Here is a 26,768-nt window from a genome sequence, read left to right as displayed (position 1 = left end):
AGACCTCTACCGGTGGGTTATGGGATCCAGTTCCCATGAAAACCCAGCGGTATATGATGATCCAGCTTTACCCGTGCCAATGGTGCGCCCGTGAAGTCGCTCGCGTCGTGGATCACCAGTTCGCTTTTGTTTGTCTGGGGATCCCACCAGACGACCAGCAACCAACCATCGTCTTCACTCACCGCATCGGGTTTGGCCACGAATATCGGCTCGGCAGGGGACACGTCCCTGTCACCTTCCAGTGTTTGGTACTCGGTTTTGCCTGAAATAAAATCGTGCTTTATCAGGCAATTGAAATCGTGGCTGTCACTTTTGGGCTGGTGTACACCGGCAAAGTAGCCGTATTGGTGTTTTGCACCCAGGAGTTTTTCATTGATCCTAGGAAATTCGACGGAGAAATTTCCGACCCGTGCTCGTGTCATCTGACCGGCATCGAGATCCAGGGTCCAGCGGTACAGCGCGGGAGGTGTGAACGGCGAGCGTCCAGCGTCAGGAAAAGGAAACGGAAAGAAATTCTCGACTTTTATATCATCGACAAACTGGAGGTCACTGACGCAGCCGTCGACGATTATTTTGCCATCTTCCTCGTAGGCGTTGACGAAGTGTGTGGTTTGGTAAGCTTCATCGGTGAACCATTGAGTTGCACCGGTCTGCCGATGGACCACCAGGGTTCGATTGCTCTGCTTTGGGTCAAACGTCCACGCAGATTTGCCTGCAGGAACTCGGTCGGGTGATTCTGGACGCCAGTTGATGGGCCCAAAGAAGAAGACAAAATGATTTTCAGTGAACATGAAGTCGTGAATATAGGCGGGGGCGTCAAGTGTAACGACGTGCTGTTTCAGGATGTTCCCTTGTTTGTCAGCCAGTGCACAGACGAATCGGCGGGTTTCGGGTTCGACCGTATACAATAGTAGTTCATTTTTTGCGGCGTCGGTATGGATATGCGCGGTAACCAGTGCATCAATTGCGCCGTGGAAATCAAAGGTACCAATGGTTTCCAGGGTGTTTCGGTCAAGTTCATAATAGTGTCTACCCGCCTCTTGCAGAGCCAATACGCGTCCGTCGATTTCCACGACATTGACGTTGGCTACTTGCTTGACGGCAGCCGGCCCCTTTTCAAGCTGTGGTTGAGCTACTTCGTAAGACCCGTAAATACCGTTGTAGAGCGATCTACCGGCTGCTTCTTCTTCCTTGAAACCCTCGGTGCGCACCCATTTATTGCGGTAGTTGACAGCGCCGTTGCTGATATAAAACCCATGAACCATGCCATCTCCGTCGAACCAGTGGTATCGGTCAGGGCGAGCAGGCTCCCAACGCTGGTTGGATCCGGTTCGAAAAAGCACGCCCTCAAGTTCAGGCGGCACAGTACCTTCTATGCGAAGTTCATTGGCGATGATTTCGTTGGAGAGGGGTTGGCGAATACCTTGTAAAAAGGGGCTGCTATTGTTCCACATGATGTATCTCCCGAAGGCTAATAGGGGTGTCTTATTAAGGGTTAATAGAATGCTAGCCTTTGGTGTTATTGCTGTCTCCGGGTTGTGAGTACGAATTCTTATGGAGTGTTGGTACTGAGGTGCATGCAGTTGTTTATGTTGAGCTCGTCACGGTTTATGTGGTCGCGCGATCAAGGCAGGATTGCAAAGAATACCTGCCGTTGACCTGCCTCAGGTTCGCGGAGTTGGTGTTTTATTTATACCGGCTTGCCAGACTCAACTATCCGTACAGACTTTTTGTGGGTAAATGCCAGGTAGCTGTATCGGCCGTGATATTCGCCCATCCCTGAACCGCCCACCCCACCGAACGGCAGGTATGGCGAAAACGCGTGCACCAGCACGCCGTTGACCTGAGCATCGCCGGCTTGAATGTGGTCGATGACGGGGTTGGCATTGGCTGTGTGGCCTGTGAACACATACACGGCCAGTGGTTTGGAGTGATGTTGATTGATGAGATCGACTGCATTATCCACCGAATCAAAAGTCAGCACCGGCAAAATGGGCCCAAACAGCTCTTCGGCCATCAGCGCATCGTCCCATTGCACTTGGTCGACCACGGTGGCGCTGAATACGCGCCGTTCTGGGTCTGCATCGCCGCCGACCAGCACCTTGCCCGCGCTCTTGCTCAACAAGTTTTGAAGACGCGATACTTGTTGGCTCGTGACGACTTTTCCCGTGGAACCTATGTCGGGCAGGTCCTGCTGAATGCGCTGCGTCAGGCGAGTTAGCAGTTCATCCTTGATGCTGCTGTGGACGTACAAGTAATCCGGTGCGATGCAGGTCTGGCCGCTGTTGATGAACTTGCCAAACATCAGCTGCGACACCACCAGATCGACATCGGCATCGGCCAGGGCAATCAAAGGGCACTTGCCGCCTAGTTCCAGGATCACTGGTGTGAGGTGCGCGGCGGCTGCCTGCATCACTATCTTGCCGACGTTAGGGCTGCCCGTGAAAAAGATGAAATCGAACGGCAAGCTCAGCAGGTGAGTATTCTCATCGCGTCCACCCTGAACCACAGCTATGTAGTTGGGAGAGAACGCTTCCTGAATGATTTTCTCGAGGACCAGTGAAGTGTTGGGGGTGGTTTCGGAGGGCTTAAGGATGCAAGTGTTGCCGCCAATGATTGCGCCTATCAGCGGCGTCAGCGTCAGGTTTACGGGGTAGTTAAACGGCCCGATGATGTAAGTAACGCCAAAGGGCTCTTGCGTGACATAGCACTGGGACGGCGCAATCAGGTCTGCGGTGGGTACCGTTTCTGGTGTCGCCCACTCGTCAAGGTGGGCGAGGGCGAAATCGATTTCGTGGAGGACTGCGCCGATCTCCGCGAGGTCCACATCGGCCTTGGGTTTTCCTAAATCTTCGTCCAGTGCGACGTACAGCGCCTCTTTGTGATTGAGCACTGCCTGTTTCAGGCGCTCCAGGCTGTGTTTGCGAAACTCGATGGGGTGGGTTTGGCGGGAGGCGAAATAGGCACGCTGCGACTCGAATACTGCATCGATGGACTCGGAGCTTGGATAGTTCATGGGTTGTCACCTTATCGAATTCAGTGGATGTTTATGAGCGTCACGCAGATCAGCGAAAGTAATCTTCACAGAGCATTTTGGCAGCGTGCAGGGCCAGCGCCTGAGTGGGCGCGTTGGTGTTGCCGCTAGTAATGTTGGGCATGATCGAGGCATCGATGACACGCAGATGCTCCACGCCTTTCACACGCAGGCGACCATCAACGACGGCACCTTCGTCCTTGCCCATGCGACAGGTGCCGACCGGGTGCCACATGGTGGTGGCGACGCGTTTGACCCATTCGCCAATCTGCTCATCGGATTGCACGCTGGGACCCGGTGAGACCTCTTCGTCGATCACCGGCGCTAGCGATTCCTGAGTCAGGACATGGCGCATGGCTTTCACCGACTCAACGGCCACTTTCAAATCGTATTCGTGGCCGATGAAATTTGGGTTGATCAGCGGCATAGAGGTAGGGTCAGCGTCAGCCAAACGTACCCAGCCGCGGCTTTTAGGCTGAAGCACCACTAACTCGAAGGTCACGCCGGGGCGCGTACCGGTAGGGCTCAAGCCGTCTTTGGAAATGATTGGTACGTGATAGCACTGAACGGTAGGGTCGCCCTGTAAGTTCAGGGGATCCCAATAGCTGACCGTCTCGATACCGCTGCCTGCGGCCGGGCCGTCTTTGGTCAGGATGTAGCGGATCCCTGCCTTCAGCGTCCCAAGGCCCTGGGCAACGCTTTGATAGCCCAAGTTCCCTTTCACATAGGCGCTGAGCGGTACGATAGGGTGGTCATGTAGGTTTTCGCCCACGCCGGGGGAATCGACCATCACCTCAATGCCGAATTCCTGCAACTGGGTCTTGGGGCCTATGCCGGAATGCATGAGAATCTTCGGGCTGTGTACCGCCCCGGCGCTGAGTATGACCTGCTTGCCCTGGATTTGCTGCGTAGTCCCGCCCTGGAGTATTTCGACCCCTACCGCGCGGTGGCTATCGATCAGCACCCGAGTGACCGTTGTGTTCGCCAGCAAGGTGACGCGGCCACTCTCCAGATGACGGCGCAGGTGCGCGACTACGGCACTGCAACGGCGACTGTTCTCGATGTTCGATTGCACCGGTGACACACCGATCTGGCTGGCGCCGTTGTAATCCGGATTGTAGGGCAGGCCGTATTCCTGAAATGCCTTCAGGCAATACTGGTTCAGTTCGTTGATCCCTTTGGGCAGCTGCACGGCCAGATTGCCTTGGGTGCCATGATGTTCATCATGGAACGTGTCGTTTTTTTCTTGCTCGATGAAGGCACGCCACATGCTGGCGTGATTCCAGTCCCCGTCGCCTGCGGTGGCTTCGTCCCACGCATCGAAGTCGCGTTTTTGGCCACGCACATACGCCATGGCATTTACCGACGTGCCTCCCCCCAACACCTTGCCGGAGCGAAAGCGTCGCTCAGTACCATGCTGGGCGACGGTGGAATGGGTCCACACGTGTTTATCCTTGGCCAGGATGGTGCCGAAGCCGGCTGGAATATGGATCAGCGGGTCGGAATCCTTGCCGCCGGCTTCGATCACGGCAATGCTGGCCCGACTGTTCTCGGCCAGATAACTGGCCACCACGCATCCGGCTGCACCACTTCCTACAATCAGCACGTCAAAGCTTTTAGTTGTCATATTTACCCACTGCGGATCGCTCTTGAACGGATGAGTATTGAGGGGGGATAGCGCACTGCCTATCAGACATCGCTATCAAAAGCCGAGATCAGGAATCGTTTAAGCGGGCGCTTTCGCTGTTCAGATTTTACAAATCTGAACAGTACAGTTGGACAACACATAGTACTTTGCCACTCTTTAAAAATCAAAAATAGCGCATTACGATAAAAGCGCTCTATATTGTCTGAGCAAGCTTGCCTACAATCCGGCCAGGCAGGTCCGTAATGATCGATCTGACAAGAGGAGCCTCCAGTGCCCAAAACGCTGCTGCAAAAACTCTGGGAAACGCACGTCGTACGTCATGACCCGGACGGTTCGGCGATGCTTTACATCGATCTGCAGTTGATCAATGAAGTCACCAGCCCCCAGGCTTTTGAAGGTTTATCGGCAGCGGGGCTGAACCCTTGGCGAAGCGGCACGATCATCGCCACCTCGGACCACAATGTGCCGACTAGGGACTTGGCTCTGGGCATTCAGGATCCGGTAGCGAAAATTCAGGTTCAGACGCTTGAGCGTAACTGCGATGACCTGAACCTGCGCCACTTTAAAATGGGTGATCAAAGGCAGGGCATTTTGCATGTCATCGCGCCTGAATCTGGCGCCAGTCTTCCGGGAATGACCATCGTCTGTGGCGACTCTCATACCAGTACCCATGGTGCTTTCGCGGCCTTGGCATTTGGCATCGGCACTTCCGAGATCGAGCACGTTCTCGCCACCCAGTGCCTGCGTGTTTCACCCATGGCGGCGATGAAGGTTCAGATCGACGGCGAATTGCAGCCGTTCGTGACCGCAAAAGACTTGGCCCTGAGCTTGATTCGCAAAATCGGTACTGCGGGGGCCACCGGTCATGCAATCGAGTTCACGGGCAGCACGGTCAGTAGCATGTCCATGGAAGCGCGGATGACCCTTTGCAATATGGCAATCGAAGCCGGAGCTCGCGTCGGGCTGATCGGTGTAGACGAGACCACACTGGCCTACCTGCACGGCCGACCTCATGCGCCGCGAGACGCAGGCTGGGAGGCCGCCGCTACGTTTTGGCGCACGCTTCACAGCGACCCTGGGGCAATTTTCCAACAGGTGGTGAACCTGGATGCAGCAAAAGTTGCCCCTCAAGTTTCATGGGGAACTTCTCCGCAAATGGTGTGCGATGTTCTAGAAAAGGTGCCCGACCCCGCGGACGAAGTAGACCCCGCTAAACGTCAGGCCTTGGTCAGCGCGCTCGACTATATGGGGATTACAGCGGGCACAGCCATCGTTTCAATCGAACTCGACAAGATTTTCATAGGCTCCTGCACCAATGCACGCATCGAGGACCTGCGGGCAGCTGCCCAGGTTGTAGTCGGTCAAAAAGTATCCACGCGTATCAAACAAGCATTGGTGGTGCCGGGATCAGGACAGGTCAAAGCCATGGCTGAAGCCGAGGGCTTGGACAGGATATTCATCGACGCTGGGTTTGAATGGCGCGAGCCCGGTTGTTCGATGTGCTTGGGAATGAACGAGGACCGGCTGCTCCCTGGGGAGCGTTGTGCATCTACGTCCAATCGCAATTTCGAGGGGCGTCAGGGGCAGGGTGGCAGAACTCACCTCGTGAGCCCGGTCACTGCAGCAGCGGCGGCCCTGGCAGGACATTTCGTTGATATAACCGCTGCCCAGATAAGGAGTTGAAAGGCCGTGAAACCATTCAAGCAGTTTTGTGCAGTAGCGGCGCCGCTTGATCGAATCAATGTGGACACGGACGCCATTTTGCCGAAGCAATTCATGAAATTGATCAGCAAATATGGCTATGGCGATTACCTGTTCGATAACTGGCGTTATCTAGACCAAGGCCAACCTGGGGACGACTGCTCGGTACGACCGCTCAACGAGCAGTTCATGCTCAACCAGCCCCGGTTCAAGTCAGCGCAAATCCTGCTGTGCCGAGATAATTTCGGTTGTGGTTCGAGCCGCGAGCACGCGCCGTGGGCCTTGCGTGATTTCGGGTTCAAAGCGCTGCTCAGCACCAGTTTCGCAGATATTTTTTATGGCAACTGCCTTAAGAACGGCGTGCTGCCCATCGTGTTGACCAAGGATGAAATGGATCACCTGTTCTCACTCGCGGCCCGTGATGCTGCGTTGCAACTTGAGATCAATCTAGCGGACCAAACCGTTTCCCAGCCTGAGGGCGTGATCTACCGTTTCGAGATCGATGCATTCCGCAAAAAATGCGTGATGTTGGGGCTCGATGAAATCAGCCTGACGCTCGCTCAAGCCGACGACGTGCGCTTATACGAAAGCAAGCGACGCGCCACCGAGCCTTGGCTGTTTCCAGAGAGCTGACGGCGTTGTGTATTTCATGATCCAGAAGACGCCAACACCGTCATTTTCTGCGTCATCTCGGCCCCGGCCTTCGCAACAATAGGCGCGAGCAGTGTTCTGACTTCCGGGGAGGCATCGACGACGGGTATCACGATGCTGATGCTGCCGATCACCCGTTTATCGTCAAAAACGGCGGCTGAAATACCCGCAGCGCTATTGCCCAATTCGCCTGAAGTGATGACTACGGACTCGTTTCTCAGCGATCTCAGTGTCTGCTTGACTTGCGCCCAATTGGCCCCAAGGCCAAAGCGCTCGAATTCGCCCGTTACGCCTTCGTAGTAGGGTTTGACCTGGCGCAATGGCAGGTGCGCCAGGATGACCTTTGAGGCTGCGCCTTGGTAAAGGGGCCTTGGGAGGCCGCGCTCATAGCTGATGTCTTGCTTGAAACGGGTGGTGAACTCCTCATGCACGCACATGACGTGCTCTTGGAAGTACCGGCATAAAATCGCGATGCTGTCAGCGGGGGCCGCATTCAGCATGTCACCCATGACCAACCTTGCAGCCTGGATCATCGGATCACCCAACCGCATTTTTCTATCCAACGCGATGATTGCTGGGCCCAGCACGTAGCGCCCCGGGGTAAAGGCGCTGATGTATCCGGCACCCGACAGGGTTCGAAAGTAACGGTACGTATGGCTCGCCGATAGTCCTAACTCGATCGCCGCTTCGTCCACAGACCAATCAGATTTGCTGTCTCCACTGAACAATTCGAGCAGGCGCATCAAGCGATCCTGGGAGCTGCCTTTGGGATCTTCTGCGCCTGAGACTTGCATGGCTGACGCGCCGGTTACCTGCTGCTTTATCAACCCTGCCCCCTTAGAAAGGTGTGCTTGACGGAGCCCGCATGTTACCGCCAAGCTCGACCACGAGGTGAGTAAAAACAAAAATAGCGCCATAAGATAAAAGCGTTGACACTTTTTGGAAAAAACATAATTATCGTATTACAACAAATAATACAAAACACCTTAAGGTGTGAGGGTTCCATCATGAGCCAGCTAGCGCAGCCATCGTCCCCCGTCCTCGACATCGCCCCTATTCTCGATCACGGAGAGTGGACGTCCTATCAAAAGCGAATTCTCTTCTTGGTCGCCCTCGTCATGGTGTTCGATGGCGTGGACGCGCAGGTGCTTAGCCTGTCGCTGTCCTCCATTTCAGCCGAATGGGGTATCAGCCGCGCAGCCTTTGCACCGGTGCTTGGATTCAGTTTCGTGGCCATGGCACTGGGGACGGCCCTCGGGGGCCTGTTGGGCGACCGCATCGGCAGAAAATGGACCCTCATCGCGTCCAGCGTAACGTTTGGCCTGATGACGTTATTGGGCGCGCTCGCCGATGACATCGTCTTTCTGGGCGTCTGCCGAGTGATTGCATCGTTGGGCATGGGAGCAGCCATGCCTAACGTCACGGCAATGCTGGCTGAGTACACACCTTTGCGCCGGCGCAGCCTTGCCCTCGCCATCGGGATGAGCGCGTTGCCTTTTGGCGGTATTGTCGTTGGCCTGTTAGGGGCGCAAATTCTTCCTGCCCTTGGCTGGCGCAGTTTTTTCGTGATTGCGGGGTGTGCGCCGTTGATCGTCGCGCTGACGCTGATCATTGGCGTCCCAGAGTCGCTGAGATTTCTGGTGGCGCGCGGCATCAAGCCGGCAGCGTGCCTGAACATCATTCGCCACCTGGGGCATGCGGTGTCATTGACCACCACGTTGGAGGACAGCGGCGAAGCGGCTGCAGTCAAGAAGGCTTCGGTGCGAACGTTAATGGCCAGCGAATATGCCGGCGACACACGGGTTCTGGCGGTCGCTTTCTTTACCGTGATTCTGTCTAGCTACCTCATGTTTACCTGGTCCCCCTCCCTGTTCGTCGAGGCCGGTTACAGCGTCAGTATGTCCAGCGCAAGTATGGCGTTGTTCAGCCTCGGTGGCCTGATTGGAGGGGTGGGCGGCGGCTGGCTGTTCAGTCGCTTCGGTTCGCGCAAAACCATGCTCTGCATGGCGGCGGGGGCGTTGGCCTGCTGCGCTGCGCTGATGGTAACGCCGTTGCAACCTGCTGCGAATTCGCTCCCTATCATCACCGTTAGCCTGCTGCTGCTCGGCCTCTGCGTACCGGGCACACAAGCAATCCTATTCGTGCTGGCGGCGCAGATATTCCCTACCTCAATGCGTGCAAGTGGCGTCGGTTTGCCCGCAGCTTTCGGACGGCTGGGCGCGGTGCTGAGCGCTTTCATCGGCCCCTGGATTCTTGCCAGCACAGGCACTCGGTTCTTCGGTTTTATAGCAGCCATGATGTTGATTCTTTTTGTCGCGCTGACCCTCGTCCGTCGCCACATCGCACGGACCGCAAACCAAGACCGTAGCGATGCACGGCTGAACGAAGTTCGATAGATAGGTAAGGAGATATTTGTGAGTAACAATGCCTTTAGAGATCACATTGCCCATGACAACATGACGCCCCTCTGGGAGGTATTGCGCGGGCTTACCCCGCGCGAGCCCAAGCAGACGGCGGACCCCGTAATCTGGCGCGCCGAAACCATTCGCCAAAATATGAAAATGGCCTGTGAGGTCATCTCCGCCGAAGATGCGGAGCGCCGTGTGCTTGTCCTAGAAAACCCTAAGTTTCGGGGCAAGTCGCAGATAACGTCATCCCTCTATGCGGGTATTCAAATGATCCTGCCCGGGGAGGTCGCCCCCAGTCATCGCCATACGGCGTCTGCGCTAAGACTGATTTTAAGTGGCCAGGGTGGGTTCACTACGGTGCATGGCGAAAAGGTACTAATGAACCCGGGTGACTTTGTCATCACGCCCACGAACGTTTTTCATGACCATGGTGCGCAGGGCACGGAACCTGTGATGTGGCTGGACGGCCTGGATGTGCCTGTTGTGCAAATGCTCAACGCCGGTTTCTCTGCTGATGACCCGAATCTACGTCAGGCCCTGACACGCCCGACAGGCGACTCCAATGCGCGATTCGCCGCTGGCCTGAGACCTGTAGGCGACACCCACGGCGGCCCCGTCAGCCCACTTTTTCACTACCCCTATTCGCGCACGCGTGCAGCGCTTGAACAGTTGTCGCTCGTCGATGAGTGGGACGCGTGCAACGGTTTCAAACTGATGTTTACCAACCCAACGAATGGGCTGTCCCCGATTCGCTCGATGGGTGCCTTTATGCAGATGTTCCCAGCAGGGTTCAAGGGCACGAGCTTTCGTGAAACCGACGGAGCTGTTTGCTGCGTGGTTGAAGGCAGCCTGCGCGTTCAGGTCGGTGACCAAACGTGGACAGCCTGCAAGGACGACGTATTTGTTGTTCCGGGTTGGGCATGGCGTTGTTTTGAGGCGGACGAGCAATGCGTACTGTTCAGCTTTTCCGATCGACCGTTGCAAGAACACCTCGGTTTTTGGCGCAGCGAAATCAATCCGAGCGCAACTACTACACCAGGAGAAAAACCATGAAAATTTGTCTGTTTAACGATAACCGTTTGGGCCTGATTGAGGGCGACATTGTCTATGACGTTTCCCAAGCACTGCGTATTTTGTCACCTGCCCGTTATCCGTTTCCGCGCCATGACCTGCTGATCGCTAACCTGGCCGAGCTACGCCCCGAAATCTCGCTTGCCAAGGGAAGCGCAGCGGTCTTCAAGTTAAGCGATGTCGAGCTGCTTAGCCCCGTCGGTAACCCAGGCAAAATTGTGGCTGCGCCTGTCAACTATCAAGCTCACCTTGATGAAGCCATCGCAGACACGGAGACGTTTACACGTGCCAATGTCCGAAAAATCCAGGAGACGGGCCTCTTCCTGAAAGCTACCAGCTCGCTGATCGGTGTCAGTAAACCGATTGTGATTAATCTTCCAGAGCGCCGTACCGATCACGAAATCGAGCTAGTCGCTGTTATTGGCAAGCGTGCCAAGGATGTGAAGGCGAAAGACGCACTGGCCTATGTTGCCGGATACAGCATTGGCCTGGACATCACGATCCGCGGGCCTGAAGAGCGAAGCTTGCGCAAATCGTTGGACACTTACTCGGTGTTGGGGCCATGGCTTGTCACGGCTGATGAGCTCAGCGACCCACAGGGCTTGGAGTTGCTGCTGGAGGTTAATGGTGAGAAACGCCAGCACGCCAATACTCGGGATTTGATCATGAACGTGGCAGAGCTGATCGAATTCGCCTCGACCTATTACACACTTGAGCCGGGTGATTTGTTGTACACCGGAACGCCCGAAGGTGTGGGTCCCATTGTTCACGGTGATCAGATCAAAGCACGAATTGAAGGGATTGGTGAAATTGTTGTCGAGGTCGTGTCGTCATGAGCCTACAAGATCCAATTGTAATCATTGGGGGGGGCATTGGTGGTCTGGCAGCAGCGCTGGCACTCTCACATAAGGGCTTCAAAACGCTCTTGATCGAACAGGCCGAAGAGTTTCGCGAAGTCGGTGCGGGGATCCAGGTGGGCCCTAACGGTTTTCGCGTGTTGGAGACGCTCGGCGTTGCTGATCAAGTACGCGAACTGACCGTGTTACCCGATGATTTGATCTTCATGGACAGTGTCAGCGCTGAGATGGTTACCACCATCCCGACAGGCGCAGCGTTTCGGGAACGTTTCAAGTATCCCTACGCCTTGGTGCATCGTGCGGACCTGCATTCGGTTCTTCTGGCCGCGTGTCGCGAGTCCGCTGATGTCGAATTCAGGATCGCCACAAAAGTGGTGGGCTACGAAGATGATGGCCTGTCCGTATGCGTGACCACTGACCAAGGTGAAACCATTCGGGGTTGCGCACTGATTGGCGCAGATGGATTGTGGTCGAAAGTCAGAGAGAAAATTGTCGGTGACGGTGCGCCTGTGGTCTCCGGGCACATTGCGTACCGGGCGGTGTTGCCCATTGAGGACGTGCCGCTTGAGTTTCGACGCAACTCGATGATTCTTTGGGGGGGGCCAAAGTCCCACCTGGTCCAGTACCCGCTTCGAGGTGGAAAACTATTCAACCTGGTGGCAGTCTTCCACAGCGACCGCTATGTAGAGGGTTGGAACACCGAGGGCGACCCTGAAGAATTACGCCGTCGGTTTGCCGGCACGTGTGACACCGTACAAACGCTCCTGTCCAAAATTGAAAGCTGGCGGATGTGGGTATTGTGCGATCGTGAACCCGTGAAAAACTGGAGTCAGGGACGTACCACACTTCTGGGCGATGCAGCGCATCCCATGTTGCAATACCTTGCACAAGGGGCGTGTATGGCGATGGAGGATGGCGTCGTACTCGCACAGGAGATCGAAAAGTGTCAGGGTGATTTTGAGTCGGCTTTTAAAGCCTATCAGGCTCGCCGATACCTTCGCACGGGCCGTTGTCAGGTCATGGCACGTGTTCATGGTGAGTTCTACCACGCCGAGGGAGTTGCGGCCGAACTACGTAACAACATGCTCGGCACCCGTACTCCTGAACAGGCGTATGCCGGTCTCTCTTGGTTGTATGACGCGGTAATTTAGAAATCCAGTGACGATCAATTATTCAACGGTGCTCAGTTGCCGGGTTGATCGTCGCTTTCAGCTGCACGCAATGATCATTCTATAAAAATAAAAAGGGTGAAATCGTGAACAACAAAAATTGCGCGCCACTCGTGTGGCCGGCGTTACTGTATTTTTGTGCGCCGGGCTTGGCATGGGCTGAGGATTCGGATTTTTTTAAAGATTCAACCGCTACACTGCAAGCCAGAAATTACTACTTTCAACGCAACTACTTAGATATTCGTGGGACCGAGAAACCCAAGGCTGAAGAGTGGGCTCAAGGCTTCATTCTTAATTTCAAATCCGGTTATACCCCAGGTACTGTTGGGTTTGGTATCGATGCTGTTGCCACCTTGGGTCTCAAACTCGATAGTGGCCGTGGGCGGGTAGGGACGGGCTTGCTGTCTATCAAGGATAGCGGGGCCCCTGCCGACGATTACAGTCGTTTGGGGCCAACCTTAAAAGCCAGGTTTTCTAAAACCGAGCTGAGACTGGGTGAACTTCAACCCGACATTCCCGTGTTGCCCTTCAGCGACATTCGGTTGCTTCCACCATCCTATCAGGGTGTCTCCTTTTCCAGTAGCGAACTTGCTGGACTGACCCTTCAAGGCGGGCGTATCAAATCGACTAGCCTTCGAAATGAAGCCGGGGACGAAAAATTGATCGCCATGTTGGGCTATATCCCGCAACGCGCGTCGCCCAGTGATGCCTTTAATTATATGGGGGGTGACTATAGTTTTAATGAGTCACGTACCACCGTCAGTGGTTGGTACGCCCAACTGGAGGACATTTACCGGCAGAGTTATGTTGGCATTAAGCATAAGCAGTTAGTGGGGCGTTGGTCACTAAGCGGTACGTTGGCACAGTATGATGCTGTTGAAGATGGTGATCACCTAATCGGGAAGGTCGATAACCGCGCTCTGTATGGCACACTCGGGGTGGCAAGGTCCGGGCATGCTGTGACCGTAGGGTACCAAAGAATGTACGGTGACACCGCGTTCCCCCGGGTGTTCGCCAATATTGCGCCCTTGGCCAATGAACTGCCCACTTATGACTTTTCATCACAAGACGAAGTGTCTTATCAGGTGCGTTACGACTATGACTTTGCGGCGGTGGGGGTACCGGGCCTGCTGTTTTCGACTAGATACGTCGTGGGGAACAACGTTGAGACAGGGCGCGGCTATGAAGGTAAAGACAGCGAACGCGATATCGATATGTCTTATGTTTTCCAGAGCGGGCCTGTCAAGGGATTCGGCATCAGGCTTCGCGACGCGGTAGCGCGGTCTAATTACAGAACTGATATTGACGAGTATCGCGTCGTCCTCAGTTATACCTGGAAGCTCCTATAGCGTTGCGTTCGCCCCAGCCCTGCGTGCCAACATCAGGCTTAACCCCAGGACCCGTGCGCGGTCACTGTGGGTCTTCTGCTCAGCCCCCCCCCCTCGCGGCTGCACCCCACTACTTAGTGGGGGGAAGGTTTTGCAGGAGCTTGACCTTGCTTGTTAGCACGGTCAGTACAGTCGATATCCACGCGCGATCCTGGGACACCCAAGGAAACTGTGAGCACTGTCTGGATGTGTTATCCCACAAAGTTTTGACTGGCTCTGGTACGAGTTCCGGGGGAAACACGACCCAAGAATGGCAGTCGTGGATTTCACGCTAGATGTCCGCTTCTCGCGGATTTCTATAGCTAGATAGGCCGTCTGTCCGTCGATTGATCTTGAACTGATGATCTGCATGCTGGACGTGGGCTATTGCTACGGCATTCGCTCAGAGCCGCGATTGTGCGAAGGCCCATTGAATATGGCGTATCGCTGGTTCTGCCGGTTGAGCCTTGAAGATGAAATACCCAATCATTCGACGTTTTAAAAATCCACACGGCCGTTTTCGCGACAGCGATCTCTTTCGCTGGTTGTTTAATGAAGTGCTGGGTCGCTGCATGGACGTAATCTACGAATCTATGAGAACTCAGCACTAATGATGCCGGCTTATGAAAGTGGTAGTGATCCAGTGGCGGCGTACGCTGGAAAAGACATCATTGATTCGGTCGGTTGATGATCGTAAGTGGAGGACAAAACTGCACTGGGTCGATCACCCAGCAGGTTCCAAGCGCGCTTCTTTTCTTCGGCGTAATCATGATACAGGTAGTGACGTCTCACCCGAGATCCGGCCAGTACATGGTTTTGGCACCGATCGATAACATCCAGATCTGACTGCTTGCAGGCCCTGGCAGGAATTGGCACAGTGCCAACAAGTCTGCATAACTGCGTTCGGACAACCAGCGCCGTCGTGTGACGAACTCGTCACGGAAATAGCCTAAGTGCACGATGGGGCCGCCGAAGGAGCTCAGTCCAAGGCGCAGAAAGATGAGAAAGACAGACCACGGGCTGTGGTGGTCAGTGTGGGTGTTTGTCATGCGTTTGCCTTCGTGCATGAAAGTAGCCGAAGGTTTGCCAGGTACCCGGCCGTCCGAGTGAGGCAAACCTGCTGGGCTGAATAGCTGGCGCTCTTGCGCCCAGGAGCAGTGCCAACGACACACCGAGCATGACCGTCAAAGAGCCTTCATTGGCCAGATTGACGCCATCAAGGCTTACGCCGGCATTGGCGAGCGCAAATAACGGCATGATTACATAGGCGACCCAGATGACCGGCGAAGAGCGAACCACGCCGTGGCGCACTTAGCGGATGGCAGCATTTTTTTCGACAGGGAGAGTTCATAGGCAGCGTAGATAGGGGGAGCAGGGACGGGCATAAAATTATTAAAATTACATATTTACAAATCTATATATGGCGAATAGCATTTGCATGTCCGTGAAGTAGCCACGCACCGGACACACAGACCGAAGCGACGTTGTAACGCGCGGGGCGGCTAACCTGCGCCAGCCAAGGGCTGGCTCGCTGCTCCCATCCCTCAATAGAAGGAGACCCAAAATGACCCGTGTTGTCCGTTTTCATCAGATCGGCGGCCCCGAAGTCTTGCAGATCGAAGAGCTCGAAGTTGGCGCTCCGGGCTCCGGCGAGCTGCGCATCCGCGTCGAGGCGATCGGCCTGAATCGCGCGGAAGCCATGTTCCGCTCGGGTGTGTACCTGGAGCCGACGCATCTGCCGGCCCGGCTCGGCTACGAAGCTTCCGGCATCGTCGAGGCGCTGGGCAGCGGCGTTCACGGCTTCGAGGTTGGCGAAGCGGTCAGCGTGATTCCGGCTTTTTCCATGAACAAGTTTGGCGTCTATGCCGAGCAGGCGATCGTGCCGGCCACGGGGGTTCTGAAGCGGCCGGCGGGCGTCGGCGCGGTGAAGGGGGCGGCGATCTGGATGCAGTATCTGACCGCCTATGGCGCACTGATCGAGATTGCCCAACTCAAGCGCGGTGATGCGGTGATCATCACGGCGGCTTCGAGCAGCGTCGGCTTGGCCGCGATCCAGATCGCCAACAGCGTCGGCGCCATTCCGATCGCGACGACCCGGACGCGCGCGAAGGAGGCGGCGCTACGCGAGGCGGGGGCGGCGCATGTGATCGCCACCGAGGAGCAGGACCTGGTCGCGGAGGTAATGCGGATCACCGACGGCCGCGGCGCGCGCATCGCCTTCGACCCGGTCGCGGGGCCGCAAGTCGAAACACTGGCGCAAGCGATGAGTCAGCAGGGCCTGCTTTTCATCTATGGCAATCTCAGCGGTCAGGAGACGCCGTTCCCGGCCTTGGTAGCGATGAACAAGGCCCTGAGCGTGCGCGGCTACACGCTGTTCGAACTGACCGGTGATCCGCAACGCTTGGCGCCTGCGCAAGCCTTTATCACGCGCGGCCTCGAGGCCGGACAGCTGAAGCCGATCATTGCCAAGACCTTCCCCTTCGAGCAGATCGTCGAAGCGCACCGTTACATGGAATCGAACCAGCAGTTCGGCAAGATCGTCGTCACGGTATCTCGGTAGAGGCAGTTCGTGAAAGACCAGGAGAGGGCAGAGTCGCCTTTCCCGCGACTGCGGAAATGACTCGACGCTGCCCCTTCATCCCCGCCACGCTGGAGCTGGGCGGCAAATCGGCGAATATCGCGTTGGGCTTACTGGAATACGTCACGCATGGTGATGTCGTCGTAACAACAGGAGGTACGTCATGGTCAAAGTAGCGTTGTTCGTTCGTCTGGAAGCAAAGCCTGGGAAAGAGAAAGAGGTAGAGAACTTTCTCTTGAATGGCCTTCCAATAGTGGAGGAAGAGCCAGCCACTACGGCGTGGTTCGGAATCCGCTTGGGGCCGTCCACCTTTGGCATCTTTGACGCCTTCCCGGATGAAGCAGGTCGGCAGGCTCATCTTTCGGGCAAGGTCGCAGCGGCGCTTATGGCAAAGGCTGCCGAGCTGTTTGCCAAACCGCCGTCAATCGAGAAGGTTGACGTCCTGGCGGCCAAGCTACCCGGCTAAGCAAACCCAACAAGGCGCTCCAGTCGCGTCCCTGCCGCTTTGCGGCGGCAGGGACGCGACTGGGCTTGGACGTCCACCGGCCTGTTCTAAACGGAGCGCTCGAGAGGTGCCTGTCCAGGCACTAGCATCTATTTATCTACAAACGCAAATATATAGGTAGTTACACATGAAAGATTCCATTCTTTTCGAAAGCACCACGCTGGGCCCCTACAGCCTGAAAAACCGCATCGTCCTGCCGCCGCTGACCCGTTCGCGTAGCTCGCAGCCAGGCAACATTCCCAATGACCTGATGGCGACCTACTACCGCCAGCGTACCGGTGCCGGCTTCATGGTCACCGAGGGCACCCAGATCGAGCCGCGCGGCCAGGGCTACGCCTGGACCCCGGGCATCCACAGTGCCGAACAGATCCTCGGCTGGCGCAAAGTGACCGATGCGGTACACGCCGAGGGCGGCACCATCTTCGCTCAGCTCTGGCATGTCGGCCGGGTCTCGCACACCTCGTTGCAACCCAATGGCGAAGCCCCGGTGGCGCCATCGGCGATCCCGGCCGAGGGCGTCAGCGTATTCATCGAGACAGGTCCCGGCACCGGCGCCCTGGCGCCGCCTTCGATGCCACGTGCACTGACCACCGCCGAGGTCAAGGAGCTGGTACAGCTCTATGCACAGGCCGCTCGCAACGCCCTCGACGCCGGTTTCGACGGCGTGGAAATCCACTCCGCCAACGGTTATCTGATCAACCAGTTCATTTCCGCGCACAGCAATCAGCGCGACGACGAGTACGGCAGCTCGTTGCAAAATCGCCTGCGCTTCCTCCGTGAGGTGACCCAGGCGGTGGCCGCGGTGGTCGGTAAAGACCGGCTCGGCGTGCGTTTCGCCCCGTTGTTCGCCAGCACCGACGAGGCCCGCGTATATCTCGGCCTGGTCGAAGAAAACCCACACGAGACCTATGTCGAAGCGGTCAAGGTGCTGGAAGAAGTCGGCATCGCTTACCTGTCGCTGGCCGAGGCGGATTGGGAAAACGCACCGGAGCTGCCGGAAAGCTTCCGCAGCGCGGTGCGCGAGGTCTTCAGCGGGCGCATCCTCTATGCCGGCAAATACACCGCCGAGCGAGGCAAGCGTGTGCTCGAGGCGGGCTGGGGCGATCTGGTCGCCTTCGGCCGTCCGTTCATCGCCAACCCGGACCTGCCCAAGCGGATTGCCAATGGCTGGCCGCTGAACCCGGTCGATCCGGCCAGCATGTACGGCGGAACCGCTGTCGGCTACACCGACTATCCGACCTATGGCGGATAGTCCGCTCGAGGTGCCGGCCCCCGAGCGATACGGTTCGGGGGCCGGCGCATTGTCGGTTGAGCGGGCATATCGTAATATAGCAAAAAATAGTTATCGTGCGTGACCTATGAGTATCGACGTAAGCGAAGCGCTGAAGGCGCTAGACAACCCAACACGCCTGAACATCCTCAGTTGGCTGAAGGATCCGCGTCATCATTTCCCCGAGCAGGAGGTGGATCCTGAGCAGGTCGGTGTCTGCGTGAGCATCATCCAGGATCGGGTAGGCCTGTCGCAGTCGACCGTCTCGCTGTATCTCGCTGCCTTGCAGCGGGCGCAACTGGTGACCTCACAACGCATCGGTCCCTGGACTTATTACAAACGCCATGAGCAGAACATCGCGGCGTTCCAGGTGGCCTTGAAAGCGCTGATTTGATGCCTGCTCGCAGGCGTTTTTTCAGCCCTTCAAAATCTATATTTTGAAATATGTAGGAGAGAAGATGTTAACTCCGAATTCCATTCCCTATCAGCAACAACCTGGCTTTCAGCACACCTACCGCCAAGGCCGCCTGAGCCTAGGTCTTTTCTTCCCCCTCGAAGCCTTTACCGGCGATACGCCGAGTATGCTCGACCAAGTGAACCTGGCCCAACGCGCCGAGAAGCTGGGTTTCTCTGCCCTCTGGTTTCGCGACGTGCCGTTACGCGACCCCAGCTTCGGTGATTCGGGCCAGGTCTTCGATCCCTGGGTCTACCTGGGTTTTATGGCGGCACACACTCGCTCGATTGCGCTGGGCACCGCGTCGGTCATCCTGCCAATCCGCAATCCCCTACACACCGCCAAGGCCGCAACTAGTGTCGATCAGCTCAGCGGTGGCCGCCTGTTACTCGGCGTGGCTTCCGGTGACCGTCCAGTAGAGTTTCCGGCATTCGGTGTCGACCCGGAGCAACGCGACAGCCTGTTCCGCGAATACCTCAAGGTATTTCGCGAGGTTCAGCGCAGCAGTTTCGTGCCTTTGACCTGGTCCGGCGGCACGCTTGAGGGGGCCGATCTGATTCCCAAGCCGACGACGGCGGAAATTCCTTTCTTCGTCACCGGCCATAGCCGCCAGACGCTGGAGTGGATCGCCCGCTGCAGTCATGGCTGGATCAGCTATCCGCGTGCACCGAAGACTCAGCAGCTGATTGTCGAGGACTGGCGCAAGGCGGTTCGTGCCGAATGTGGTGAACTGTTCAAACCCTTCACCCAGTCGCTATACATCGACCTGACAGATAACCCGCAGACACCACCTCGGCCGATCCACCTGGGCTATCAACTGGGGCGACATCACCTGATCCCGCTGCTGCACAGCTTGCAGGAGATCGGCGTTAACCATGTGATCATCAATTTGAAATACGGCCAACGCCCCGCAGGTGAGGTCATTGAGGAACTCGGTCAGTTCGTTCTACCTGACTTCGTCATGTCAGCATAAGCCGGCGTGGTGAGGCATCAAATCATTATCCGTGGGGATTGCTCATGAGTTTCAAGGCAGTATTGCTTAACAAGGACCAGCAGGGGTTCTCTGCTCGTGTGACTGAGCTTGGTTGATACCACGGCCGCTGGCGATTCGTTCAACGCGGGTTATCTCGCCAGCAGGCTGGACGGCGGCACTCCACAACATGCAGCTGCCGAAGGCCATAGGCTGGCCGGGCGGGTGATTCAGTATCCGGGGGCATTGATTGCAAGGGAGGTGATGCCGGATTGACAACATGTAGCCGTTTGACTCCGGCCGGAATGGCTCAGGTAACGTCGCGGTGAAGCTGGTAGGCGATGCTACGCAACGGCACTGATAATCAACCGGATCGGGCAACTGCCTGACCCATTCATCCCGAAAGAAGCACCCTCATACCGCGATTGCGAAGCAACCCGAACAATAGTAAACCGGTCGAACCGGCGTCGGCAAAACCCTCGAATGACCAGGTGCGTAAAGTACGTAATAGCAATTGGGAACCGACGCGCGAATAGCCCATCATGGCTCTGCTGGTGCAGATGTCACTCGTCTATCAGAGGTCGGTGACCAACCCTCCGCAGCCCACGTGACCTATCAAAGGGTCAGCGAAGTACCATCAAATAGACACCGCAGGCGAGTGCCATTAGCCCAGCCGGGATGGCCAGCAAGGAGATCCGGTCGATCAGCTTGGACTGATAAATGACATCGGCGAGGTCGTCTGTCTCTGCGGATGCACGTCGCTTCAGTACGGGCACAAGGCACAGTGCATTGCCGAGAACAGCGATGCCTCCTGCCACAACTTTTAGGGCATAAATGCCGTCGAAGCGCGCAGGCTCGATGAGCAGCAATCCGGTCACCAGCACCACGCTGAAGGCGGGCATCTCGAAGAACAGATCGATCTGGCTGTGCAGCCTGGCGACTGTGAAGCCCTGACTCCGACTCTGTGCTCGGGTGCGTTCAAGCAGGTACTCGACCGCTACGACGCCCAGCCAGAAGGCCACGGCGAAAAGATGTAGTTGAAGCAAAAGGTTAAATCGCATGGTGTTCTCCTCAGTCCCTGATCAAACCTGGCGTCTTAGTTGGTGCATCGGAGCGTCTGTCGGGATGATCGCGCTCAAGAAAGCGACGCAGCCCCTCGCGGGTCTCGGGTTGATGGATGGAACGGTTGAAGCACTCCGCCTCGATGCGCAAGCCCTCAGCCAGGGGTTGACCATAGCCGCGGATCGCGGCCTCCTTGTCCGCGCACATGGCGGGTTGAGGGAGGGCACAGAGGAATTTGGCCAGTTCCATCGCACGCTCCAGTGAGCGCCCTTTGGGGACCACTTCATTGGCCAAGCCGATGGTGAGGGCTTCAGAGGCCGAGATGACCTTGCCTGTCAGGATCAGCTCCATTGCCCTGCCCAACCCCACGATGCGCGGCAGGCGTTGGCTGCCGCCATCGGCCAGGCCAATGTTCCAGCGGCGACAGGTCACACCGAAGGAGGCGTGCTCCTCGGCGATGCGCATGTCTGCGAAGCAGGCCCATTCCAGGCCGCCGGCGTAGGCAGCGCCATTCACAGCAGCGATCACGGGCTTGTAGATGTCCGTCCAACGGCTGGGTCCGAGAATACCCGGGCGCTCGCCGCGGTCGTGCGCAGCAATCTCGTCCGCGGTGGAAGGCACCAGGTCAAATCCTGCCTCAAGGTCTCCACCGGTACAGAAAGCTTTGTCGCCGGCACCAGTGATGATCGCAACCAGAGCACTCTGGTCATCCCGGAAACGTGTCCAGGCCTCCACCAGCTCCAAGTGGGTGGTTGGCCCAATGCAGTTGCGCTTGTCTGGGCGATTGAAACGGATGACCCTGATAGGGCCGTGTGTCTCGTAGTCGATTTGGGTAAAAGCCATAGCAGCTAGCCCTCTTGTTATTGTTCTGTGCGGATGATCAATGCCACGCCACGCGCTGATTGAGCGGGAAGCGCAACCGTGGGTTGTAGACCGCGCGTTCTCCCGGCATCCCGACCGCCAGCAGCATGACTGGGATTGCGCCTTTCGGAACGGGCAGCACCTGCTTCAGACGCTTCTCATCGAAGCCCTCCATGGGGCAGGTGCTGTAGCCGTGGCTCTGGAACGCCAGCATCAGGTTCTGCGCCGCCAGCGCTGTCGACTTCACGGCCCAGAGTCGCATCTGTTCCAGGCTATTGGGCGTGCGCATGACGGGGCGCCTGAAGCCCATCAGCCTGACCATCTGTCGTTTGAGCAAACCGCGCCAACCCAACCAGCCCTGGTTGTACTGGAATGGGGCGCTGTTCTTGTAGAAATGCTCAATCGCCTTGGGCACAGCGGGTTCTGGCCAAAGCCTGAGTACATCGGCACATGCCTGTTCCCAGGTGTTCGAATGTGCGAACACGGCAATGATCAGCGGTGCTTTCGCAGCGCTCTGGCCCAAACACACAGGCTGCAGTTGTTGCAGGAGATCGGGATTGCGTACGACATGAAAAGACCAAGGCTGCAGATTGCATGAGCTAGGTGCCAGCATTGCCAGCTCCAGGCACTCCTGGATAACCGCCTTGGGCACCGCTTCGGCCGTGAAACGTCGCACTGCGCGCCGACTTTCGACCAGTGAGCGGAATACCTTGGCGGATGCAGAAAACTCTGTGCGTGGCGCGGTGGTGCTCATCAGCGGCATCCCGTGCCAGCGCGACTTTGCGTCGTTGTACTGTTGCTCTGCGCCGCAAACCAGTTGAGCACCTCGTCCCAGGCATCCGTAGCTGAAGCCCGGAAATACCCCATGTGACCGATGGGGTGCTTTTTCGTCTCGGGATGGAGATCACGCGTCAGCAACGGAGCATTGCGATAACCCTTGAGGAAGGCGTCTCGCGAGGCAGGAGGCGCCCATGGGTCATCCACCGCATTGGCGAAGACGCAGGGCATGCGGACTTCTGCATAAAGGCTGGCGACCGGAGCCATTGAGGGATCGTCGAAGAAGTAATGGGGGTGGGCACACCAGCGCCGCCAGTCTTTGTAGACACCCAGCGGCAGGTCATCGCCCATCCCCAGCATGCTCCAGGCCATGTAGCCCTTGTACGCGACGATCAGCGGCAGAACACAAGACCACAGCAGGCGAACCTTGAAGGCTTCAAGCCTGGGCATCCACCCGGCCCATCCGGCGCCAGTACCGAAGCAATAGGCAGAAGTGATCTTGTGATGATTGGGCAGCAAGCCCAGAGCATGCCCACCAAAGGAGTGGCCGACCCAGAACAGCGGAGTCCTGCCATCGTCCATGTGCTCAACGGCTGCTGCCAGATCGCGAAAGCCCCAGTCCAGGTAGGACATCTCGAAACCTTTCAGGGATGTGGGCCTGGACTCTCCGATACCTCGGTAATCGACAGTCAGGACGTTGAAGCCTTGTTTACTGGCATGCTCGGCGAAGCGGCGGTAGAAACGCTGTTGCACACCGGTCGCACCGGCCATGATCAGGTTGCCCTTCAGATTGCCCTGTGCTGAATAGCGGGTGGCGGCGAGGCGGTAGCCGTCGTCGGCCACTAGCGTCAGTTGATCAATCACCGAGAAGGTGGCGGCTGAATTAGGCAGAGTCATTCAGAGCACTCCTGCTGTTCTGCGCCAACCAGTTCTTTTCGGAGAATCTTGCCCACATTGCTCTTGGGCAAGTCGTCTCGGAAGATGATGCGGCGGGGACGCTTGTAGCTGACTAGATACTTTTCGCAGTGTGCGATCACGTGGGCCTCATCCAGATAGGGTTGGCGACGAACGACGTAGGCGATGGGTATTTCTCCGGCCTTCTCGTCAGGAGCCGGCACGACCGCCGACTCCATCACCCCGGGGTGAGCATTCAGAACTCGCTCGATCTCCGAAGGGAAGACTTTGAATCCCGAGGAAATGATCATTTCCTTTTTGCGGTCGACCAGGCGCAGATAGCCGTCCGGGTCGAAGAGACCGATGTCCCCCGTGCGGAAGAAGCCATCGCTGGTGAATGCAGACGCGTTTTCTTCGGGCCGTCGCCAGTAACCGGCCATGATGGCGGGGCTGCGCACACATATCTCGCCGGCACCGACGGTGACCTCGTCGTCATTCTCGCTTCGTAGGGAAATTTCAATTCCCGCTACTGGCAAACCTACCGAGCCGGGGCGGGAGCGTCCGGCCGGGTTGCAGGAAATCAGTCCGGTTTCAGTCATACCGTAGGCTTCGGTGATATGGCAGCCAGTGATCCGGTGCCAGAACTTGGCCGTGGACTCGCTGACCGGCATGCCCGCACCGAGGCAGAGAGCGAGGTCCGTGAAGTCCTGCGAGTGAAATTCTTCGTTCTCCAGGAGCGAGTTGTAGAGGGTGTTGACGCCGGGGAAACTGCTTATGCGGTGCCGGGACCACTCTTTGACAAACGCCGTGGTATCGCGTGGATTCATCACCAATACCGCTTTACCGCCTTTGGTCAGGGTGAAGAGCAGATTGCCCAGGCCGAGAATGTGGTAGAGCGGCACCGCGAGCAGCAACACGTAATCCGGCTCGGCCCTGCCTAAAAGATGCGGACGCAGAGCCGAATGCTGTTGGCCAACGTTGAACAGCAAAGCCCGATGACTGATGGGCACTCCTTTGGGCTGCCCTGTAGTGCCACCGCTATAGATTATGAAGGCCGTCTGCTCGGCTGTAATGGGCGCGCGTTGACTTAGTTTGGTCGCACGAGTCGCTACGACCTTGCGCCAGTCGACGGCTCCTTCTATGCGGGTGAACTTACTACCCAAGCGTCGATGAGCTACCCAATTAACCAATGTCCGTCGCCAGCCTAGTTGATCACCTGGGGCGACTTGCACAGCAATACTTACACCGGCCTTGAGCATGGCCTGCTGGACACCCTGGCCCATGGGTTCGAAGAGAAATACAGCTTTGACTTCACTGTCCTTGAAAACCTGCGCCAGCTCCTGCGGCGTATACAAAGGGTTCACACAGACGGCGATCAAACCCGCCCGGATTATTCCCAGGCACGCCACCGGATGGGCGAGCATGTTCGGCAAAGCGACTGCAACCCGAGCTCCCGGTTGCAGCCCCTGGTTGATCAACCAGGTCGCTACCGCAGCACTCAGATTCTGTAATCGCTCGTAGCTTATGTTGGCACCCATTGCCGACACGGCCGGGGCTTTAGGCGTTTTCATAGCGCTACGCTGCAGCAGCTCTTCTATGGTGCAAACCCCAAGGTCAGCAAGCTCGCTGCCACTCTGCCGGGTACTGACTAACTTCAGTTTCTCATTATCTTTTTTATTTGAACGATTCATCTGTGGTCCGCCCTAGCAGAGTTGGATCTGTTCGAGCAGCCCAAGACGCGATGCATTGCGCTTCAGCTTTTCGATAAGTGAAGGAACACGTACTTCGGCTTCGGAAAAATACAGACGGGCCAGGGCAGGTTTGCTTCTGAGGAATTTTTCATCAGAAGTTGACGGCGCGGCGGCATCCGCGATCCATGCCCACAAATAGCCAAAAACAACGGTACCCAGCAGTTCAAGGAAGTCCGGCGCAACCAAACCCACAACGTCCCGGTTGAAAACCGTATCGACCGATAGTTGCTGAACCAATGGTTCGAACTCGGCCCCCCATGACGCCAAGGTCGTGACGACCCCTTCCAGTCCTGGACGCTGGCGCAGACGCTCGGCTAGCGCGGGGATGTGGCTGAGGAAGATCCCCAAGCGCTGTCCCTGATCGCTCAGGGTCTTGCGCCCCAGCAAGTCCAGAGACTGGATGTAGTTTGTGCCTTCATAGATCGGACAGATGGCCGCATCGCGCAGCAGCTGCTCCATGCCGGTTTCGACGATGTAACCGTGCCCACCGAACAGCTGGAGAGCGGACGAGATATGTGTACCCGCGTGCTGAGACAGGTAGCCCTTGACGATGGGGGTCAACAACTCTGCCAGCTGTGAGGCCTGCTTACGTCGCGCGTCATCCGGGTGGCAACGCGCTTCATCAAGCAGGGTGCCGACCCAGGCGCAGAGCAAGCGTGCTGGCTCAATAAACAGCCGCTGCTGAACAAGGCTCGACTTGACGCCAATATGACTTAACAGAGGGTCAGCGGGTTGATCGGGGTGCGTGGCACCATTCAGCGCGCGGCCTTGCAAGCGCTCCTGGGTGTAGCGCAGCGCGTTCTGGTAAGCGACCTCGGTCAAACCTACGGTTTGGACACCGACGGCGAGCCGTGCGCTGTTCATCAGCAGGAACATGCAGGCAAGGCCACGGTTCAATTCGCCGACGCGGTAGCCCCTGGCATTCTCGAATGCCAGGGCGCATGTGGCGTTGGCACGAATGCCATGCTTGTGCTCAAGCGCGATGACCGACACCCCGTTGGCTGAGGCAGGAACCTCCAATTGGTATTTCGGCACGACGAATAGGCTGAGGCCGCCAGTACCTGCCGGGGCCCCTTCCGTTCTGGCGAGCACCAGGTGAACGATGTTCTCGGTCAGGTCGTGATCGCCGTTCGAGATGAATATCTTGGTTCCACTCAGGAGGTAGGAGCCGTCCGACTGTGTGACTGCAGTCGTGCGAATCAAACCAAGATCGCTGCCAGCCTGAGGCTCGGTAAGGCACATGGTGCCAAGCCATTCGCCACTGGCTAGCTTGTCGGAAAACAGGGATCGAACCCGCTCATCGCCGAATCGGTCGACACAACGGAGAACACCTTCGCGCACGTTGGCGAAAATGCTGAAAGACAGGTTGGTGGAGGCGAGCATCTCGTCAAAAAAGACACCTGCCGTTCCTGGGAAACCTTGCCCCCCAATGGACAGTGGGACCGTCAGAGCAGGCCAGCCGTTCTCCTGAAACAGGCGGTAAGCTGACTTGAAGCCCTGTGGGGTTTTGACCCCACCCTGTTCAAGCCTGCAACCCTCGGCATCGCCGCTGCCGTTCAAGGGCAGCAGTTGCTCTTGGGTGAGCTCGGCACCGACCTCCAGAGTGGCCCTGAACAGGTCGGCGTCGATATGGTGGTGCTCTGGCAGCAGAGGCAACAGCTCTGAAAGTCGAAGAACCTTGTGAGCGAGGAAGTTGAACTCCTCCAGTGGTGCTTGGTACTGCAGCATCTCTTGCCCCTG

22 protein-coding genes and 5 pseudogenes are annotated in these 26,768 nt (G+C 57.1%); 14 read left to right on the top strand and 13 right to left on the bottom strand.

Annotation, left to right across the window (positions count from 1 at the left end; translation table 11 throughout):
* Positions 1 to 17: 17 nt before the first annotated feature.
* The 3 genes from H7698_RS01120 to H7698_RS01110 form a co-directional block, all read right to left on the bottom strand.
* A complete protein-coding gene (locus H7698_RS01120; RefSeq protein WP_106118106.1) occupies positions 18 to 1,454 on the bottom strand; it encodes a carotenoid oxygenase family protein in 1,437 nt (478 codons plus the stop codon).
* A 236-nt stretch (positions 1,455 to 1,690) separates the two neighbouring features.
* Complete coding sequence (gene mdlD / locus H7698_RS01115; RefSeq protein WP_020300865.1) at positions 1,691 to 3,016, bottom strand: NAD(P)-dependent benzaldehyde dehydrogenase MdlD; 1,326 nt, start codon at positions 3,014 to 3,016, stop codon at positions 1,691 to 1,693.
* A gap of 49 nt (positions 3,017 to 3,065) precedes the next feature.
* Positions 3,066 to 4,661: a GMC family oxidoreductase gene (locus H7698_RS01110; RefSeq protein ID WP_032904492.1), complete on the bottom strand. Its 1,596-nt coding sequence runs from the start codon at positions 4,659 to 4,661 to the stop codon at positions 3,066 to 3,068.
* A 291-nt stretch (positions 4,662 to 4,952) separates the two neighbouring features.
* Between H7698_RS01110 and leuC the strand changes: the two genes are divergently transcribed.
* Together leuC and leuD are read left to right on the top strand one after the other, a co-directional pair.
* Positions 4,953 to 6,365 carry a 3-isopropylmalate dehydratase large subunit gene (gene leuC / locus H7698_RS01105; RefSeq protein WP_020300863.1) on the top strand — a complete coding sequence of 471 codons (1,413 nt, stop codon included), beginning with the start codon at positions 4,953 to 4,955 and terminating at the stop codon, positions 6,363 to 6,365.
* 6 nt (positions 6,366 to 6,371) lie between these two features.
* The gene (gene leuD / locus H7698_RS01100) at positions 6,372 to 7,016 is read left to right on the top strand and encodes a 3-isopropylmalate dehydratase small subunit (protein WP_020300862.1); all 645 of its coding nucleotides are present in this window, start codon (positions 6,372 to 6,374) and stop codon (positions 7,014 to 7,016) included.
* A 14-nt stretch (positions 7,017 to 7,030) separates the two neighbouring features.
* Here the strand turns inward: leuD and H7698_RS01095 are convergent, their stop codons facing one another.
* Positions 7,031 to 7,777, bottom strand: coding sequence for an IclR family transcriptional regulator (locus H7698_RS01095; protein WP_032904489.1), 747 nt, complete (start codon positions 7,775 to 7,777; stop codon positions 7,031 to 7,033).
* Positions 7,778 to 7,963: 186 nt separating this feature from the next.
* Here H7698_RS01095 and H7698_RS01090 point away from each other — a divergent pair, with 186 nt between their 5' ends.
* From H7698_RS01090 to H7698_RS01065, 6 genes and pseudogenes are all read left to right on the top strand, one after another.
* Positions 7,964 to 9,430 carry an MFS transporter gene (locus H7698_RS01090; protein WP_057445146.1) on the top strand — a complete coding sequence of 489 codons (1,467 nt, stop codon included), beginning with the start codon at positions 7,964 to 7,966 and terminating at the stop codon, positions 9,428 to 9,430.
* Positions 9,431 to 9,448: 18 nt separating this feature from the next.
* Complete coding sequence (locus H7698_RS01085; RefSeq protein ID WP_020300859.1) at positions 9,449 to 10,495, top strand: cupin domain-containing protein; 1,047 nt, start codon at positions 9,449 to 9,451, stop codon at positions 10,493 to 10,495.
* Positions 10,492 to 11,349 carry a fumarylacetoacetate hydrolase family protein gene (locus tag H7698_RS01080; protein WP_020300858.1) on the top strand — a complete coding sequence of 286 codons (858 nt, stop codon included), beginning with the start codon at positions 10,492 to 10,494 and terminating at the stop codon, positions 11,347 to 11,349. Before H7698_RS01085 ends, H7698_RS01080 begins: the two co-directional genes overlap by 4 nt.
* The gene (locus tag H7698_RS01075; protein WP_077748053.1) at positions 11,346 to 12,521 is read left to right on the top strand and encodes a 3-hydroxybenzoate 6-monooxygenase; all 1,176 of its coding nucleotides are present in this window, start codon (positions 11,346 to 11,348) and stop codon (positions 12,519 to 12,521) included. The genes H7698_RS01080 and H7698_RS01075 overlap by 4 nt, the downstream gene beginning before the upstream one ends.
* A 104-nt stretch (positions 12,522 to 12,625) precedes the next feature.
* Positions 12,626 to 13,888: an OprD family porin gene (locus H7698_RS01070; RefSeq protein WP_077748054.1), complete on the top strand. Its 1,263-nt coding sequence runs from the start codon at positions 12,626 to 12,628 to the stop codon at positions 13,886 to 13,888.
* Positions 13,889 to 14,246: 358 nt separating this feature from the next.
* Positions 14,247 to 14,481 (top strand): annotated as a pseudogene (locus H7698_RS01065) (transposase); the annotation flags it as partial.
* Between the two features lie 46 nt (positions 14,482 to 14,527).
* Here H7698_RS01065 and H7698_RS31275 read toward each other — a convergent pair.
* The 3 pseudogenes from H7698_RS31275 to H7698_RS31270 all read right to left on the bottom strand — a co-directional run.
* Positions 14,528 to 14,746: pseudogene (locus tag H7698_RS31275) on the bottom strand (site-specific integrase); the annotation flags it as partial.
* Positions 14,740 to 14,955, bottom strand: a pseudogene (locus tag H7698_RS01060) (chromate transporter); the annotation flags it as partial. The pseudogenes H7698_RS31275 and H7698_RS01060, both read right to left, overlap by 7 nt.
* A gap of 97 nt (positions 14,956 to 15,052) precedes the next feature.
* A pseudogene (locus tag H7698_RS31270) lies at positions 15,053 to 15,181 on the bottom strand (Na+/H+ antiporter NhaA); the annotation flags it as partial.
* A gap of 289 nt (positions 15,182 to 15,470) precedes the next feature.
* Between H7698_RS31270 and H7698_RS01050 the strand changes: the two are divergent.
* The 6 genes and pseudogenes from H7698_RS01050 to H7698_RS01025 all read left to right on the top strand — a co-directional run.
* Positions 15,471 to 16,466, top strand: a complete 996-nt coding sequence (locus H7698_RS01050; protein ID WP_032902064.1) for a zinc-dependent alcohol dehydrogenase family protein — start codon at positions 15,471 to 15,473, stop codon at positions 16,464 to 16,466.
* Between the two features lie 181 nt (positions 16,467 to 16,647).
* Positions 16,648 to 16,950 (top strand): putative quinol monooxygenase, encoded by a 303-nt coding sequence (locus tag H7698_RS01045; protein WP_150578558.1) that lies wholly within the window; start codon positions 16,648 to 16,650, stop codon positions 16,948 to 16,950.
* 166 nt (positions 16,951 to 17,116) lie between these two features.
* The gene (locus H7698_RS01040; protein ID WP_032902060.1) at positions 17,117 to 18,241 is read left to right on the top strand and encodes an alkene reductase; all 1,125 of its coding nucleotides are present in this window, start codon (positions 17,117 to 17,119) and stop codon (positions 18,239 to 18,241) included.
* A 106-nt stretch (positions 18,242 to 18,347) separates the two neighbouring features.
* Positions 18,348 to 18,653 (top strand): ArsR/SmtB family transcription factor, encoded by a 306-nt coding sequence (locus H7698_RS01035; RefSeq protein WP_017735055.1) that lies wholly within the window; start codon positions 18,348 to 18,350, stop codon positions 18,651 to 18,653.
* 64 nt (positions 18,654 to 18,717) lie between these two features.
* On the top strand, positions 18,718 to 19,686 hold the full coding sequence (locus H7698_RS01030; RefSeq protein ID WP_044275553.1) for an LLM class oxidoreductase: 969 nt from the start codon (positions 18,718 to 18,720) through the stop codon (positions 19,684 to 19,686).
* Between the two features lie 108 nt (positions 19,687 to 19,794).
* Positions 19,795 to 19,959: pseudogene (locus tag H7698_RS01025) on the top strand (PfkB family carbohydrate kinase); the annotation flags it as partial.
* Positions 19,960 to 20,306: 347 nt separating this feature from the next.
* Here H7698_RS01025 and H7698_RS01020 read toward each other — a convergent pair.
* The 6 genes from H7698_RS01020 to H7698_RS00995 are packed head-to-tail and all read right to left on the bottom strand — an operon-like array spanning position 20,307 to position 26,756.
* Positions 20,307 to 20,744: a hypothetical protein gene (locus tag H7698_RS01020; RefSeq protein WP_032902057.1), complete on the bottom strand. Its 438-nt coding sequence runs from the start codon at positions 20,742 to 20,744 to the stop codon at positions 20,307 to 20,309.
* Between the two features lie 10 nt (positions 20,745 to 20,754).
* A complete protein-coding gene (locus tag H7698_RS01015) occupies positions 20,755 to 21,588 on the bottom strand; it encodes an enoyl-CoA hydratase/isomerase family protein (protein ID WP_150578559.1) in 834 nt (277 codons plus the stop codon).
* Between the two features lie 37 nt (positions 21,589 to 21,625).
* Positions 21,626 to 22,360 (bottom strand): nitroreductase family protein, encoded by a 735-nt coding sequence (locus tag H7698_RS01010; RefSeq protein WP_032902085.1) that lies wholly within the window; start codon positions 22,358 to 22,360, stop codon positions 21,626 to 21,628.
* Entirely contained in the window at positions 22,360 to 23,280 is a 921-nt protein-coding gene (locus tag H7698_RS01005; RefSeq protein WP_032902053.1) for an alpha/beta hydrolase family protein, read from the bottom strand. Before H7698_RS01005 ends, H7698_RS01010 begins: the two co-directional genes overlap by 1 nt.
* Complete coding sequence (locus tag H7698_RS01000) at positions 23,277 to 24,968, bottom strand: AMP-binding protein (protein WP_032902052.1); 1,692 nt, start codon at positions 24,966 to 24,968, stop codon at positions 23,277 to 23,279. Before H7698_RS01000 ends, H7698_RS01005 begins: the two co-directional genes overlap by 4 nt.
* A gap of 12 nt (positions 24,969 to 24,980) precedes the next feature.
* Complete coding sequence (locus H7698_RS00995) at positions 24,981 to 26,756, bottom strand: acyl-CoA dehydrogenase family protein (protein WP_050587209.1); 1,776 nt, start codon at positions 26,754 to 26,756, stop codon at positions 24,981 to 24,983.
* Between the last annotated feature and the right edge of the window lie 12 nt (positions 26,757 to 26,768).

The sequence above is a fragment of the Pseudomonas sp. p50(2008) genome (genome assembly GCF_015351605.1).
Classification (GTDB): domain Bacteria; phylum Pseudomonadota; class Gammaproteobacteria; order Pseudomonadales; family Pseudomonadaceae; genus Aquipseudomonas.
This window is presented reverse-complemented; position numbering and strand designations above follow the sequence as displayed.

What these genes read in the sequence shown, in the direction of transcription:
- H7698_RS01120 (WP_106118106.1), bottom strand. Translation starts at nt 1,454, where the DNA reads ATGTGGAACAATAGCAGCCCCTTTTTACAAGGTATTCGCCAACCCCTC.
- mdlD (WP_020300865.1), bottom strand. Translation starts at nt 3,016, where the DNA reads ATGAACTATCCAAGCTCCGAGTCCATCGATGCAGTATTCGAGTCGCAG.
- H7698_RS01110 (WP_032904492.1), bottom strand. Translation starts at nt 4,661, where the DNA reads ATGACAACTAAAAGCTTTGACGTGCTGATTGTAGGAAGTGGTGCAGCC.
- H7698_RS01095 (WP_032904489.1), bottom strand. Translation starts at nt 7,777, where the DNA reads ATGCGCCTGCTCGAATTGTTCAGTGGAGACAGCAAATCTGATTGGTCT.
- H7698_RS01080 (WP_020300858.1), top strand. Translation starts at nt 10,492, where the DNA reads ATGAAAATTTGTCTGTTTAACGATAACCGTTTGGGCCTGATTGAGGGC.
- H7698_RS01075 (WP_077748053.1), top strand. Translation starts at nt 11,346, where the DNA reads ATGAGCCTACAAGATCCAATTGTAATCATTGGGGGGGGCATTGGTGGT.
- H7698_RS01050 (WP_032902064.1), top strand. Translation starts at nt 15,471, where the DNA reads ATGACCCGTGTTGTCCGTTTTCATCAGATCGGCGGCCCCGAAGTCTTG.
- H7698_RS01045 (WP_150578558.1), top strand. Translation starts at nt 16,648, where the DNA reads ATGGTCAAAGTAGCGTTGTTCGTTCGTCTGGAAGCAAAGCCTGGGAAA.
- H7698_RS01040 (WP_032902060.1), top strand. Translation starts at nt 17,117, where the DNA reads ATGAAAGATTCCATTCTTTTCGAAAGCACCACGCTGGGCCCCTACAGC.
- H7698_RS01035 (WP_017735055.1), top strand. Translation starts at nt 18,348, where the DNA reads ATGAGTATCGACGTAAGCGAAGCGCTGAAGGCGCTAGACAACCCAACA.
- H7698_RS01030 (WP_044275553.1), top strand. Translation starts at nt 18,718, where the DNA reads ATGTTAACTCCGAATTCCATTCCCTATCAGCAACAACCTGGCTTTCAG.
- H7698_RS01020 (WP_032902057.1), bottom strand. Translation starts at nt 20,744, where the DNA reads ATGCGATTTAACCTTTTGCTTCAACTACATCTTTTCGCCGTGGCCTTC.
- H7698_RS01015 (WP_150578559.1), bottom strand. Translation starts at nt 21,588, where the DNA reads ATGGCTTTTACCCAAATCGACTACGAGACACACGGCCCTATCAGGGTC.
- H7698_RS01010 (WP_032902085.1), bottom strand. Translation starts at nt 22,360, where the DNA reads ATGAGCACCACCGCGCCACGCACAGAGTTTTCTGCATCCGCCAAGGTA.
- H7698_RS01005 (WP_032902053.1), bottom strand. Translation starts at nt 23,280, where the DNA reads ATGACTCTGCCTAATTCAGCCGCCACCTTCTCGGTGATTGATCAACTG.
- H7698_RS01000 (WP_032902052.1), bottom strand. Translation starts at nt 24,968, where the DNA reads ATGAATCGTTCAAATAAAAAAGATAATGAGAAACTGAAGTTAGTCAGT.
- H7698_RS00995 (WP_050587209.1), bottom strand. Translation starts at nt 26,756, where the DNA reads ATGCTGCAGTACCAAGCACCACTGGAGGAGTTCAACTTCCTCGCTCAC.